The sequence below is a fragment of the Nocardiopsis sp. iso_186 genome, assembly GCF_056173365.1.
This window is the reverse complement of the sequence record NZ_CM149670.1, coordinates 346,019-358,651: the sequence shown is the minus strand read 5'-3', so window position 1 is coordinate 358,651 and position 12,633 is coordinate 346,019. Positions and strand designations below refer to the sequence as shown.

General features: G+C 66.6%; 14 protein-coding genes. 2 read left to right on the top strand and 12 right to left on the bottom strand.

Going from position 1 to position 12,633, the window contains the following annotated elements; genetic code table 11:
• Positions 1-167: 167 nt before the first annotated feature.
• From AC0VYP_RS01630 to AC0VYP_RS01595, 8 genes are all read right to left on the bottom strand, one after another.
• Positions 168-815 (bottom strand): hypothetical protein, encoded by a 648-nt coding sequence (locus tag AC0VYP_RS01630; RefSeq protein ID WP_475472162.1) that lies wholly within the window; start codon positions 813-815, stop codon positions 168-170.
• A 7-nt stretch (positions 816-822) separates the two neighbouring features.
• The gene (locus AC0VYP_RS01625; RefSeq protein WP_475472161.1) at positions 823-2,394 is read right to left on the bottom strand and encodes a polymorphic toxin-type HINT domain-containing protein; all 1,572 of its coding nucleotides are present in this window, start codon (positions 2,392-2,394) and stop codon (positions 823-825) included.
• A 339-nt stretch (positions 2,395-2,733) separates the two neighbouring features.
• The gene (locus AC0VYP_RS01620; RefSeq protein ID WP_285762064.1) at positions 2,734-3,096 is read right to left on the bottom strand and encodes a hypothetical protein; all 363 of its coding nucleotides are present in this window, start codon (positions 3,094-3,096) and stop codon (positions 2,734-2,736) included.
• Positions 3,089-4,624, bottom strand: coding sequence for a polymorphic toxin-type HINT domain-containing protein (locus AC0VYP_RS01615; RefSeq protein WP_475472160.1), 1,536 nt, complete (start codon positions 4,622-4,624; stop codon positions 3,089-3,091). The genes AC0VYP_RS01620 and AC0VYP_RS01615 overlap by 8 nt, the downstream gene beginning before the upstream one ends.
• 64 nt (positions 4,625-4,688) lie before the next feature.
• The gene (locus tag AC0VYP_RS01610) at positions 4,689-5,024 is read right to left on the bottom strand and encodes a hypothetical protein (RefSeq protein ID WP_432707533.1); all 336 of its coding nucleotides are present in this window, start codon (positions 5,022-5,024) and stop codon (positions 4,689-4,691) included.
• A 355-nt stretch (positions 5,025-5,379) separates the two neighbouring features.
• Positions 5,380-6,096, bottom strand: a complete 717-nt coding sequence (locus tag AC0VYP_RS01605; protein WP_475472159.1) for a hypothetical protein — start codon at positions 6,094-6,096, stop codon at positions 5,380-5,382.
• Complete coding sequence (locus tag AC0VYP_RS01600) at positions 6,093-6,626, bottom strand: ATP-binding protein (RefSeq protein ID WP_285762061.1); 534 nt, start codon at positions 6,624-6,626, stop codon at positions 6,093-6,095. Before AC0VYP_RS01600 ends, AC0VYP_RS01605 begins: the two co-directional genes overlap by 4 nt.
• 234 nt (positions 6,627-6,860) lie before the next feature.
• On the bottom strand, positions 6,861-7,175 hold the full coding sequence (locus tag AC0VYP_RS01595) for a hypothetical protein (RefSeq protein WP_475470655.1): 315 nt from the start codon (positions 7,173-7,175) through the stop codon (positions 6,861-6,863).
• A 461-nt stretch (positions 7,176-7,636) separates the two neighbouring features.
• On the opposite strand from AC0VYP_RS01595, the gene AC0VYP_RS01590 reads away from it, so the two are divergent.
• Together AC0VYP_RS01590 and AC0VYP_RS01585 are read left to right on the top strand one after the other, a co-directional pair.
• A complete protein-coding gene (locus AC0VYP_RS01590; RefSeq protein ID WP_475472158.1) occupies positions 7,637-8,491 on the top strand; it encodes a DUF5753 domain-containing protein in 855 nt (284 codons plus the stop codon).
• Positions 8,488-8,691, top strand: a complete 204-nt coding sequence (locus AC0VYP_RS01585) for a DUF397 domain-containing protein (RefSeq protein ID WP_475472157.1) — start codon at positions 8,488-8,490, stop codon at positions 8,689-8,691. Before AC0VYP_RS01590 ends, AC0VYP_RS01585 begins: the two co-directional genes overlap by 4 nt.
• Positions 8,692-8,784: 93 nt before the next feature.
• On the opposite strand, the gene AC0VYP_RS01580 is transcribed toward AC0VYP_RS01585, so the two are convergent.
• The 4 genes from AC0VYP_RS01580 to AC0VYP_RS01565 all read right to left on the bottom strand — a co-directional run bounded on the left by AC0VYP_RS01580 (position 8,785) and on the right by AC0VYP_RS01565 (position 12,614).
• On the bottom strand, positions 8,785-9,495 hold the full coding sequence (locus tag AC0VYP_RS01580) for an SOS response-associated peptidase (protein WP_475472156.1): 711 nt from the start codon (positions 9,493-9,495) through the stop codon (positions 8,785-8,787).
• 151 nt (positions 9,496-9,646) lie between these two features.
• Positions 9,647-11,152: a sodium/pantothenate symporter gene (gene panF, locus AC0VYP_RS01575; protein WP_475472155.1), complete on the bottom strand. Its 1,506-nt coding sequence runs from the start codon at positions 11,150-11,152 to the stop codon at positions 9,647-9,649.
• Positions 11,153-11,157: 5 nt separating this feature from the next.
• Entirely contained in the window at positions 11,158-11,481 is a 324-nt protein-coding gene (locus AC0VYP_RS01570) for a DUF997 family protein (RefSeq protein ID WP_475472154.1), read from the bottom strand.
• A 17-nt stretch (positions 11,482-11,498) separates the two neighbouring features.
• Positions 11,499-12,614, bottom strand: coding sequence for a M20/M25/M40 family metallo-hydrolase (locus tag AC0VYP_RS01565; RefSeq protein WP_475472153.1), 1,116 nt, complete (start codon positions 12,612-12,614; stop codon positions 11,499-11,501).
• Between the last annotated feature and the right edge of the window lie 19 nt (positions 12,615-12,633).

Here is a 12,633-nt window from a genome sequence, read left to right as displayed (position 1 = left end):
CCATCGAAGCAGACATCTTCTTCTTACGGAACCAGAGACAGTCTTTCGAGCGAACCGGACGACCGCCGAAGACGAGTTCGGCAGTTCCCTCCAGACAGGTGCGAGCACCCCAACACGTCAATGCGGAAAACTCGCCGCTCCGTACGCATAAGCAGGCGAGACGGACATCAGCGATGCTCAGAAAAAGACGAACGAAGCATTGGTTCCTCGACCTCTCCCGAGATCCATCCCAGGACAAGCTTCCTGTTCCGCCTCACCGAAGGGAATGCCTCTCGAAACGCACGAAAAAACAGGCCAGAATTGGTCGAGACGTACCACCCCTCAGCTCGCACATGGATCAGCACATCAAGAGCCGACATGCCGGCCGCTTTCATGCGGGCAATCTCGCGCTTGTCGTCGTCGAACCGGGATTTCGGCTCGATATCGACCCCGTATGCTTCTCGAAACTCGATACAGAAATCCTTTGAAGCGTAAATCGGCGTCCTTCGCAGCCACCATCGGTCTTCAGGAAAACCCAGAAAAGATTCACAGCGCAAGACGACCCGCACCCGGGAGTCGGATTCTTCGATTTTCCCTGCGAGACGTCTTGCCGCATCGTAACCTTCCTCTTCAAGCCTCGGAAGGGTTTCGGCAAGCCGGGTCCGCAGCGTCAGGTCATTGTTGTAATCATCGACATCCCACGGAAAACCATCAAGGCAGTCTTCGGAGAAACTTTTCCAGCGCCTCAGTGCTTCAACCGGCCCGATGGGTTCTCTCCAGCCCGATTCCAGGAACGACACGGAGAACGCTTCGTCGAAATCAATAGAACTCGACAAAGAAATCCTACCTCTGACTCTCGTTGTCCATGTAAGCAATCGGATCGTCCGGCCGGAAGAAGTTCGTTATCTTTCCGTTCTGCATAATTCCGAGCCTTCCAGTCGAGGTGTCCAAGCGGAGAATCGCTCCATCTCCAGAACGGACAACTTCTCTTACCCCTTCCCCTTTGGGGCCGCACATCAGCGCGCATGCATCCTGCTGATACCGGTCGAATCCATCGACGCCATTGATTTCATCCTGATATTCCGGCATGTCGGGATCTTCACCGGGACGCTTCCCGTCTCCAAATACGTGCTTGTCGTATTTTTCGTCGAGCTTGGTCATGTCCCAACCACAGTCGCCGTTGTCGTTGTGGACGAGTATCGGTGTCTGTCCGGCGACGACGTGGTAGGTGTGCAGGTCCTCAACGGTGAGGTTGTGGACCTGCTGGTCGGCGACCGTGCGAGTTTGCACCGCGTCGGCTTGGACCCAGGTGCCGGTGGAGGTGCGCAACCACGAACCCGCCTCCAGGTCGGCGGCGTTGACCCACTGTGCGAGGTCGGGGACCCAGAAGGGGTGGGCATCAGTGGCGGTGATGGTCGCGGTGTGGCCGTCGGTGTCGGTGATCGTGATGTTGACCAGGGTCTTGGCGCCTGAGCCTTCGATGAGGTGGGTGACCGCGCGCGGTGCGCTCTCACCGGTGAGCGGGTCGGTGGCCAGCACTTCGTGGCCCACCTCCACCGCTTCGATGGGTGTGGTCGAGCCATCGGCCATGAGCACCAGGGTTGCGGGGATGAAACTGTTGGGGCCCCGGGGGCACGAGATGGCGTCTTGGTCGCGGCTCCCCCCATCCGAATCCGAATCGGAGTCGCGGTCGCGGTTGTTGCCGCCGAGGCCGAAGGCCCGGTCGATCTTCTTGCCCCAGCCGAGGAAAGGGATGAACCCGATCAGGGTGTCGCCCACGACCTGCGAACCCGCGTGCAGCCGCTCGCCGTCGTCCCAGTCGGCCTGGGCCTCCTCGCTGACGAACAGGTCCTTGACGAACCCCCACGGGTCGCTGGTGGCGGCGTCCCAGGTCCCAGTCACCCCGCCCCACACCGAGTCCCACGTGTCAGAAGCCCACTGCCCGGGGTCGTTCCACAGGTCAACCGCGCCGTCCCAGAGTCCTACCGCGCCGTCTTTGACGTCGCCCACGAAGCCCGCGCCGGAGTCCCACAGGCCGCTGCCGATGGCCGAGCCCTTGTCCCAGGTCCAGTCCCAGGCGTCGGTGAGGAAGTTCCCCCCACCACCACCATCGTCGTCACCGTCGTCGTTGTTGTTGTTGACGGGGGTGAGTACCGGCGCGCCGCCCTCAGGAGCGTCGTGGCGGGTTTCCAGTGCGGGAACCGTGGCGGGTGAGGACCCCTCGGGTTGGGCCGCCTCGGGGGTGGTGTGCTCAGCGCCCAGGGCGCGGTCCACGGCCTGGCCCAGGCCGGTGCTGACCTGGGTGCCCACATCGGTGAGGGCCAACGCGGCCACGATCGCGGCCACCAGCAGGAACACGCCGGCGTATTCCAGGGCCGAGGCGCCGCGGTCGGGGTCATGGATCCGTCTCAGCACAAGCCCCTACCCCACAGCATCCGCGCGCCCCTGGCCGGTGAAACCCAAAAGGTGAACGGTAGCAACCAAACGAGAGCGAAAGGGCGGTCGCGGGGTGGCCGCAACCGGACGCCCCCCAACCGCTCCAGGCAACCGACCACTACACCCGACAAGCCACCAGCACAACTGAAGAAACCCTGCCCCCACTGGCAGGTCAGTCCGAGAAAGAGCACTGAAGACGTCGAGGTTCTGGGTCCCCTCCAAAACGAGGTTTTACCTGGAAAATCTGCCGACGAAGGCGAGCAAGCGGAGTCCAAGTCCTGACCGATTCGCGTCACTCACGTCTTTCTCCAGGAGGAGTCAAATTTCACGGGATTCACGATTTCTGACCGCTTCGGCGTCCCCCAATGGGGTATTGGCGATCCAACAGGAAGCGCCCTGCGGAAACCAGTCAAGTCTGTCCAGATCTTCTACGACTCGAAGAAGGGCCCCTTCTGCATCGTCAACGCTTTCCGGCCACGACTCGAACCCGCTTTCCCCGAGTTCTCCAACCGTCACCATTCGCCCTTCGAGAAGCAATCTTAAAATCCTGATTGTCGCATTTCGAAGATCTTCTTCGCTCTCCTTTCCCTCTCGCTTCACCAAGGATATAAGTCCATCAATTGGAATCCAATCATCTAATCCTTCATCTAATATTTCAGCAATTATCTCCTCGTCACTCATTTTCTACATGCACTTTCAGTCGGGTTCTATCCGGCAAAAAAATATCTATCGTCTCCCCTCCGGACCTTGATGCGGTCCGCCATTGAATTCTTGTGCCATCGGGGAGCATATAAACATCGGGAACCTTACTGCTCGGCGATTCAATTCTTTCTGCCCCCTCGGTCCACTGGTCAAATTTTATGCGCAGCTCTTCTCCCGTGTTGACCATCCTGACGCTGCTCTGTCTCCCCTGGGGCAAAGACTCGAAGTCAGCAGCCCACTCCCCGCATCCGTCGTTGTGGACGAGGATGTCCACCCCACCGACGGCAATGTAATAGGTATGCAGTCCGGCAACGGTGAGGTTGTAGACCTGCTGGTTGACGACCGTGCGCACCTCCACCGCGCTTGCCTGGACCCAGGTGCCGGTGGAGGTCTGCAACCACGAGCCGGGCTCAAGATCAACGGCGTCAATCCATTGCGCCAGGTCGGGGACCCAGAAGGGATGGGCATCGGTGGCGGTAATCGTGGCGACGTGACCATCAACGTCGGTGACAGTGATGTCAACCAGGGTCTTGGCCCCCGCACCCTCGATGAGGTGGGTCACCGCGCGCGGCCCGCTCTGCCCCGTGAGCGGGTCGGTGGCCAGCACTTCGTGGCCCACCTCCACGAGTTCGATCGGTTTGGTCGAACCGTCGGCCATGAGCACCAGGGTGGCGGGCACGAAACTGTTGGAGCCCCCGGGACACGAGACACCGTTCTCGTCGCGGCGCCCCCCATCCGAATCCGAGTCGGAGCGTCCAGAGCCCCCTTCCCCCGAGCCGGGGGCCTGGCCTTCCGATCCGGGACCGTCGGGTGCGCGGGGTGCTCCCGGCCCCTTGCCCAGCATCTTGAGGATGCGGACGACCAGCCCGGCACCGGGGATCGCCCAGGTGCCGACCTCCCAGAGGCCGTGCCCGATGACCGCGGACCAGTCCTTGTTGTTCCACGCGTCGCGCAACTCGTCGCTGAACAGCAGGCCGACGGGGTCGTTGGCGATCGTGTCGATCAGGCCCTTGAAACTGTCGAGCGGGTTGGTGGTGAAGGCGTTGACGATCCCCTCAAGATCGTTGAGGACGCTGGTGCCGAACGCCCCGCCCCCTCGTCCGAGGCGGTCGAGGAACACGTCCCAGGCGCCCTCCTCCTCTTCGTCGTCCCGGATATCGGGAAGGGCGTCGTTGAGGAGCGGGCCGTCGCTGGCGGGCACGATCCGGAAACCGGGATCGTCCCCGGCCGGCCCGGAGCCGCCGGAGTAGGTGACCTCGCCGCCCGGCCCCACCGACGCCTGGGGCAGGGGCGCTGCGGCCGCGGGGGCGTCACTCGCCGTCCCCCCGTCGGCCGGGAAATCGGGCTCGTCGAAGACCTGGTTGACGCCGGAACGCACACCGGAGCCGATGGCCTGCGCGATCCCCGCGTTGGCGAGCATCGCGACCATCGAGGCGACCAGCACGATCAGGGCGGCGTATTCGACGATTCCCGCGCCGCGTTCGGGGTCGTGGATCGTGCGGAGCACGGGCGTGCTTCACCGGCCTTGGGGGTGGGGCGGGCAGGGGGTCAGGGAGAACCGTTGGGGGTGGTCAACCGCGCAGGTGCTCGCGGGACTCGCGCCTGAGCACGAGCACCAGGACGAGAATCGGGAGGATGATGCTGGTCAGTCCTTGGATCTCCCCGTTGCCCAGCCGGCCGATCCCGGTGAGGATCAGGAACGCCTGGAGGACGACGATCCCCCAGAACAGTCCGGCGCGGCCCTTGGGCATCCGGAGCCCGAAGAGCAGCGCCAGCACCCCGGGCAGGGCGAGGTAGAGGAGCGCGCCGAACGTCTCCGCGCTCAAAGGGAAGATGAGGAGTCCGCCGACGACCGTCAGCGCGGTGAGTCCGGCGTAGACGAAGAGCAGGATTCGCACTGTCTTCAACGCGCCTGGTAGTGGAGCTCGCACGGTCCTCGTCCCGTTTGTCGGTGAACATTCTCGAAGGCAACATAACTCAGTGGATGGAACCGGTCTCCCGGCGCGAACGGCGCCCCTGGGGCGATCCGCGACACACCCTTCAGATCGCCGAGGGCGCGTCCCTGTTCTGACCAGCACGAACAGGGCTCGCCCGCCCGCCCCGAACCGCGCGGAACGGTCGAAACAGGCATACCCGCTGACCGCTTCCGGCCTGCTGAGGCGGGTGTCCGATGCGCCGTTCCCGTCCCGTGCGGGGGCGCGGCTGCGGTGGCCCCCTGGTGGGTCGGCAGCTGTTCGGGAGCGGCCGACCCACCAAGGGGCGTCAGGCGAGCAGGGTGGCGCAGTGGTGGGCGAGCGCACCGAGAGCGGCGGCCACGGGGTGGCCGGCCAGGACCCACCACCGGGTGCGGCTGCGGGGCCGACGGGGTTTGCGGTGCCGGGGCCCGGCGCACGGCCTGGCCGAGACCGGGCGGGGGGCGGGTTCCCGGCGAGGGTGGGACCCGGTGCGGCTGTTGTCGTGGAGACCACTGCGGGCGGAGTCGCCGGTACTACGACCGGTGCTGGGATCGGGACCGTTGCCGGAGGTGGCCCTCGGGCGGGGTACCGGCCCGGGGCGCGGTCCGGCGGGGGCGGCCATCCAGCCGGGGAGGGCGCCGTGGTCACGGCGGTAGGCAACGCGGGGATTGTCACGGAGCTGGTCGAGGAGGTCGCGTTCGCGATTACCGGGGCGGCCGGGATCGGCCCGATGCTCCGGTTGCCGGATCGTGGCGGCGGAGCGCGCGGGGTGTGGGCGGTGCCCGGAGGCCGCACTCGGCCCGGGACGGGTGGGCGCGGGCCGCCTGTGGACGGACCGGCGTGGAGCGCCGTCCCCGGTGGGCGCGGCCGTGGCCGGGGGAACCGGCCCGGTGACGGGGTGGGCGAAGCGGTGGCCGTGCGGTGCGGCGAGGATCGCACGCACGCCCTCGGCGAGCCGGGCGCGCAGCGGGTCGTCCTCGGCGCGGAAGGGCACGGGACGGGGTGCGGTAGACGCGGTGCTCATCGGGTCCCCTCCGAAGCGGTGGTGTCCTGCGCGGGGCGGGTGCCGGTGGTCGCGGGCAGGGCGAACTCGGCCCAGGTGACGGTGCCCAGCGCGAAGCCCAGGGGCGAGGCGACGACGGGTCGGGTGCCCCACGCGGTGGCGAGGGCCCCGACGATGAGCAGACCCCGGCCGTGTTCGGCGTCGTCCCACTCGGCCGGGGTGCGCCGGTGCGGGATCTCCGGGAGGGTGTCGTCGGCCCCGTCGTCGATGACGGCGACCCGCACGGCGGTCGCGGTGGTGGACAGGGTGCGCACGACGCGGCCGTCGTGCCCGCCGGAGCGGGTGTGCGCGACGGCGTTGGCGAACGCCTCACTGACGCACAGCACGACCTCTTCGGCGAGTTCGGCGGGGACACCGGGCAGGGCGGCGAGGTCGGCCGCCAGGTCGGCGCGTACCCGGGCGGTGTGGGCAAGGGTCCCGGGGTAGACGCGCGCGGGCCGGTGGTGGTCGTGGGCGGACGCCGGGGCGGGGGTGTGCGGCACAATGGTCATGTCGGCATTTCCTTTGTGGTTAGAGGGTTGTGGATGTCGGCCGTGCTCTGGGGGTGCTGCAACACCCGCCAGGGCTTTTTCGTGCGCCGGGTCGTGCCCGGTAGGAGTGAGGGCTCGCGGCCGGGAGCCGGGTACAGCGGTGGGACCGGCGGGCTGAGGACCCGCCGGAAGGGGGAGCGGCTTCCCCGCCCCCGCCGATTCAAGGCTTGCGCGGTCGGCGGGGTGGCGGGGTGGTCAGTCGCTGCCGCAGACCACAGTGCGGCTCATCAGGACGCGGGCACCTTCGGGCAGGGGCGCGGTGTCGCCGTGGTCCAGCACGCGCAGCCAGACGTCGGTGCGGGGCGAGTAGAGGTCGTGGCGTTCGATGGCCTCCCACAGGTCGTGGGGCAGCGGCGCGCAGTAGCAGGCACAGTGCTGGTTGAGCCCGGCATAGCGGGGCGAGCGCTTACCGGCCAGCGAGATACCGGTGTCCTCATCGACCTCGCCGCCCTTGACCACCTGCACGGTGCTCACCGAGACGACGACCCCGTCGGGGAGAGTGATGGTCATGCCAAAGCTCCTTGATCGGTGCAGGGATTCGGTCGTGGCCGTGCCCGGGGAGAGTCCGACACCTGCCAGGGCTTCCGCGCACTCAGGGTGACAAGGCTTCCGAGAGGGAGGAGGGCTCGGGCGTATCCCGGGGGATTAGGACCCGTGAAGAGAAACCTCACGGGACAGGTCAACTGGACGACAGAGCACAGTGAGCTATCCACACTCGGAAAAACGTGAAGGTCGAGAAAACGCCGGTCACCCCAAAGTTCGACACCTCCGGGGTTTCAGGGCCGACTTGCTTTCTCCTGTTGACAGCCACGCTTCCCCCTTGTGTATCGGCGAGGGAACGATCAACACGACCAGGTCTCACCAAAAGTCATCTTCCAACTACAGTGAAACCTAGACAACCTTCAGATGCAAGTCTCATTTACAAGTTGCCCAACTTATCCCTTCTTGCGAAGAACAGGAAAGATTTCACGATGGACCGCAACCCCACCCTCGCCCAGTGGCAACTCGCACAGGAGCTGAAACGTCTTCGTGGCGATCACAAGTTCAACGAGGTTGTGAAGGCGGCGCGCACCACCGGAGGCAGTTTGGCCAGGTGGGAGACGCCGGGCGACCGAGGCTCGGTACCAGGTCCGGCTGCCGTCGAACGCCTTCTCCAGATCTATGAGGCCGAGGACCAGTTGGAACGTGTTCTGGCACTGCGCAAAGAAGCTCGACAGCCGGACCGGTGGCAGCCCTACGACCTGGAACGCAGCTACCGGACCTACGCGAACATCGAATCCCAGGCAACCTCGATCGAGTCGTACCAGTCGCAATTGGTCCCCGGGATCGTGCAGACCGAGGCGTACGCGCGAGCAGTCATCAAAGCGACACTCCACTCCAGTGGGGATGCCGAACTCGAACTAAAGGTTCGACTGGAACGCCAGCGCATCATGAAGGGCCAGAAGCGCCCAAGTCTCTGGCTAATCGTCACCGAAGGCGCACTTCGCCAAGAGATTGGCACACCAGATGTCATGGCCGAACAGTTGGACTTCCTGCTGGACCTGACTCAGGGTTCTGACGTCATGCTCCAAGTACTGCCGTTCTCTTCAGGTGCCCACGTTGCTATGCGGCTTCCGGCATTCGTCATACTGCACGTGAGCCATCACGGCTTGACGGCGGTCTACACGGAAGGCCAGACAGCAAGCCTTTTCCTGACAGATCAACAGGATGTGGAAGAGTACTCAGCCATCTTCAACAGACTCCGAGCAGCCGCCCTTGATGAAGAGCGACAAACTAGAAAAATTCTGGAACGCATCGCCGCTGATCATAGAAGCAGAAAGGGATGAGCAACATGTTCGTCGAGGAACCATCGACGGTCTGGTTCACGTCCAGTTACAGTGCGGCGCATGGCGACTGTGTCGAGGTAGCCGACTGGCAGACCGGTGCAGCCGTCCGCGACACCAAACACCGCGAGCGAGGTGCACTCACCTTTCCCGCTGCGGAGTGGCGCGCCTTCATCACGGGCGCGAAGAACAGCGACCTCTGAGCAAACGACAAAACGCCCTGGCTCCCACCGTCGATACGATGGCGGAGGCCAGGGATTGCGGCTCCGCGCGGCACCGGAAACGGGCCGCCCGGCTCACCCCACCGGTTCCACCAGGCCGGGACCGTTGTTGCGGACCGACCCCACGGCCGGGCCGACCCTGCGGGGCACCAGGTGCGGAGCGGGGATGGAGTTGACGAGGCCCCGCACCTCCTCCTTGTCGGTGACTCCGGGGTCCAGCCAGGCGTCCACCATGTCCGGCGGCACGATCCTGGGCGTGCGGTCGTGGATGTGGCCGAGGGCGTCGGTGGCGGGCCCGGTGAGGATCGTGCAGGTCCACAGCCACCGGTCGGGGTCGTCGTCGGCCTTCTCCGGGACGGGCCACCGTTCGTACAGTCCGGCGAACGCCAGCACTCCCCCGTCCTCGGGATGCAGGTAGTAGGGGACCTTGGTGCCGCCGGCCGTGGACCACTCGTAGTAGCCGTCGGCGGGGACCACGCAGCGGCGCCTGGCCGCGGCGGCCCGGAACGACGGCTTCTCGGTGACGGTCTCGCTGCGGGCGTTGATCATCCGGGAACCGATCCCGGGGTCCTTGGCCCACACCGGGACCAGGCCCCAGCGCACGTCGCGCAGCAGGCGGCGGGAGGCCGCGCCGTCGGGCCCCTCGGCCAGGTCGAACACGACGCGCACCGACTGGGTGGGCGCCACGTTCCAGGAGGGACGCCACCCTCCGTCGATCCGGTCGTCCACCTCGAAGAGGGCGACGAGGTCTTTGTCGTCCCGGGCGCTCACATACCGTCCGCACATGGCTGCGGTCCTACCCGGGGCGCCCCCGCGCACACGCGGGCCCCCGCCGCCCGCGCCGGACGGGGCCGACGTCGCCCTCCTGGCAAGGACAAGGTCCCGGTCAGGAGCGCGGTGCTCGCTCCTGGCCGGGACCGTCCTGTTCGCGGGTGGGTCAGCGTGTGGAGTGCACGGCCTCCCCCAGCTTGTCGATCTCGCGCTGGGTCCCCCAGAACTTCACGAGGACCTCGCGCCGCGGCCGTGGCCCGAAGTAGCTGCCCAGCAGGAACAAGGTCAGGGCGACCGCCGAGGACGTGGCGATGGGGAACATTCCCAGCGCCAGTTCGGGCACCCAGAAGTTCACCACGGTGTACCAGGACATGCCGCCGATCATGCCCAGTGCGGCGCCCAGCGCGTTGGCCCGCTTCCAGTACAGCCCGAGCACGAGTGGGAAGAAGAACGCGACCTCCAGCCCGCCGATCGCGTAGATGATCAGCAGTTCCAGGTAGTCGGGCGGGTCCATGGCCAGGTAGAGGACCAGGCCGGTCAGGCCCAGCGTGGTCATCGAGGTGATGGTGGAGGTGCGGCCGTCGCTGACCCGCGGGTTGACGTAGGTGACGTAGAGGTCGCGGATGATGGTGCCGCTCACGACCAGGATCATCGCGTTGACGGTGGACATGACCGCGGCCAGCGGCGCGGCGAACAGGATGCCGGCCACTCCCTCGGGCAGGACTTCGATGATCGTGGTCGGCAGCGCGAGGTCGCCGACCGCCATGTCGGGCTGGTAGAAGCGCGCCACCATGCCCATGGTGAGGAAGCCCAGGGTGATGACGGTCATGACCAGGGGGCCGACCTTCATCGCGGTGTGCACCGACTTGGAGTCGCGGTAGCTCATCGCGCGCACCGCCAGGTGCGGCAGGACACCGAACATCAGCCCCAGTTGCAGGGAGTAGGAGGCGATCATCATCGGGGTGAAACCGGCCGGTCCGGGCAGGGTGAACAGTTCCGGGCTGGTGCTCATGACGTGCTCGTTGACCGGCCCCATGCCGCCGGCCGCCACGAGCAGGGCCACCCATACGACCACCGCGCCCGCGACCATGATGATGCCTTGGAGGACGTCGCTGACCGCGTCGGCGAGGAATCCTCCGAAGGTGGTGTAGATGGCGATGACCACAGCGAGGGCCACCAGCAGGAACGTGTAGTTGGCGCCGGTCGCGGCCTGGAGGAGCCGGGTGCCGCCGACGAACTGCGGAACCATGTAGGCGGTCAGGAAGACGACGATGCCCAGCGAGCTGAGGATGACCACGAACGGGCTCTCGTAGCGGTGGCGCAGGACGTCCACGATGGACAGCGCGTTGAGCTTGCGGCCGAGGATGGCGAACTTCTTGCCCAGGACGGCCAGTGCGATGAAGGCCGTGGGGACCTGGAAGATCGAGACGAGGATCCAGCCGTAGCCCTGCCCGTAGACGAGGCCGGGACCGCCGATGAACGTCCCCGCGCTGGCCGCGCTGGCCAACAGGGTGAACATCAGCAGCAACCAGCCCAGCGAGCGGCCACCCATGTAGTAGTGCTCGGTCTTGGCTCCTTCGGCGACCTGCCGGCGTTTGCGGTAGCTCCACCAGGCGATGACCATGAGGAGGACGACGTAGACCAGGATCGGGATGATGACGCCCCAGCGCATTGGGACTACCTTTCTGCCGGTTCTGCCGGTTCGCCGCCGTCGGCGGAGAGGGGGACGTCGGTGAAGTACCGGTGGACGAGGAAGTAGGCGATCGCGGAGAACGCGAAGCAGGTGACGGGAACCGACCAGAAGAACCAGGTCGGGAAGCCGAGGATGAACGTGAGCTCGTCGGCGCTCTTGTTGCCGCCGAGAATCCAGGCGGTCGCGGTGACCGTCACGGTGAAGGCCAGCCAGTAACCGAGTGCGATCATCAGCTCCTTGCCGGCGACGCGGTAGCGGGGGTCCTCCTCGAAGGACGCCTCAGGCGGCGTGACTTCGGTGTCCGACATTGCGGCTCCTATTCAGTTCAGGACCGGGTGAGCGGCCGCCGGGCGAGTCCGGTGACCAGGGCCGAGACCAGGGGGATGCGCTGCTGGGTGGCGGGGAGGTCCACCCATTCGTGGACCGCGTGCGGCCCGCCGCCCACGGCGCCCAGGCCGTCGAGCGTGGGGACGCCCAGCGCGGCGCAGATGTTGGCGTCGGAGATGCCGCCCACGGCGGTGGACTCCGGGGGCGGCTGCCCGAGTTCCGCCGCGTGTTCGGTGACGCGTTCCAGCAGGGCGGCCGCGGAGTGCTTCTCCATGGGCGGCCGGTTCTTCCCGCCCTCCACCACGACGTTGACTCCGCCCTCGGTCGCTGCGAGGTCGCGGATGCGGTCGTCCACCCGTTCCTGGTCGGTGACGGTGCCGGCGCGCACGTCCAGGTGGAGTTCGGCGCGGTCGGGAACGGTGTTCACCGTCTGCCCCGCGCTGGCCAGGGTCGGGGTGACGGTCACCCCCCGATCGGGGACGTTGAGCCGGACCGATTCCGCGACCAGGCCGGCCATGCGCACGAGTGCGTTGCGGCCCTTGTGCGGTTCCAGTCCGGCGTGCGCGGACCGGCCCTGGAAGCGCAGCGTGTAGATCGACCATCCCTTGCGGGCGTGTTTGAGCGCGCCGTTGTCGCCGGCCCCCTCCAGGACGAGCGCGGCCTGGGCCGCGCGGGCCTCCTCTTCGATGAGCTCCCAGCTGGCGCCGGACCCGATCTCCTCGTCGCCGGTGACCAGGAACGTCACCGGAACGTGCGGATCGAGGCCGGCGAGTGCGTACAGCCCGACGAGCAGGCCGGCTTTCATGTCGAACACGCCCGGCCCGGTTGCGCGCCCGTTGTTGACGGTGAAGGGGCGGTCCAGGGCGGTACCCAGCGGCCAGACGGTGTCGCGGTGCCCCAGGAGGAGCACGCGCCCCGGTGCGTCGGCCGGTCCCGCGCGCCACCTCAGCGCCGAGGGGCCTCCGGGCAGCGGAATGCGTTCCGGGGCGATTCCGGTGATCCGTTCGCCCAGCTCGGCGAGCCGGTCCCCGCACTCCTCGACCGCGGGAAGGTCTGCGGAGGGCGACTCCGTGTTGACCAGCGTCTTCAGCGCCGCTGCGAAGTCGTGGTTCATGGACGGTCCTCCTTGCCGT

Bases quoted from the DNA above. Each gene is read 5' to 3' on its own strand.
- panF (WP_475472155.1), bottom strand. From the start codon at position 11,152: ATGCGCTGGGGCGTCATCATCCCGATCCTGGTCTACGTCGTCCTCCTC.
- AC0VYP_RS01590 (WP_475472158.1), top strand. From the start codon at position 7,637: ATGGACCGCAACCCCACCCTCGCCCAGTGGCAACTCGCACAGGAGCTG.
- AC0VYP_RS01600 (WP_285762061.1), bottom strand. From the start codon at position 6,626: ATGACCATTGTGCCGCACACCCCCGCCCCGGCGTCCGCCCACGACCAC.
- AC0VYP_RS01620 (WP_285762064.1), bottom strand. From the start codon at position 3,096: ATGAGTGACGAGGAGATAATTGCTGAAATATTAGATGAAGGATTAGAT.
- AC0VYP_RS01585 (WP_475472157.1), top strand. From the start codon at position 8,488: ATGAGCAACATGTTCGTCGAGGAACCATCGACGGTCTGGTTCACGTCC.
- AC0VYP_RS01570 (WP_475472154.1), bottom strand. From the start codon at position 11,481: ATGTCGGACACCGAAGTCACGCCGCCTGAGGCGTCCTTCGAGGAGGAC.
- AC0VYP_RS01605 (WP_475472159.1), bottom strand. From the start codon at position 6,096: ATGAGCACCGCGTCTACCGCACCCCGTCCCGTGCCCTTCCGCGCCGAG.
- AC0VYP_RS01595 (WP_475470655.1), bottom strand. From the start codon at position 7,175: ATGACCATCACTCTCCCCGACGGGGTCGTCGTCTCGGTGAGCACCGTG.
- AC0VYP_RS01580 (WP_475472156.1), bottom strand. From the start codon at position 9,495: ATGTGCGGACGGTATGTGAGCGCCCGGGACGACAAAGACCTCGTCGCC.
- AC0VYP_RS01565 (WP_475472153.1), bottom strand. From the start codon at position 12,614: ATGAACCACGACTTCGCAGCGGCGCTGAAGACGCTGGTCAACACGGAG.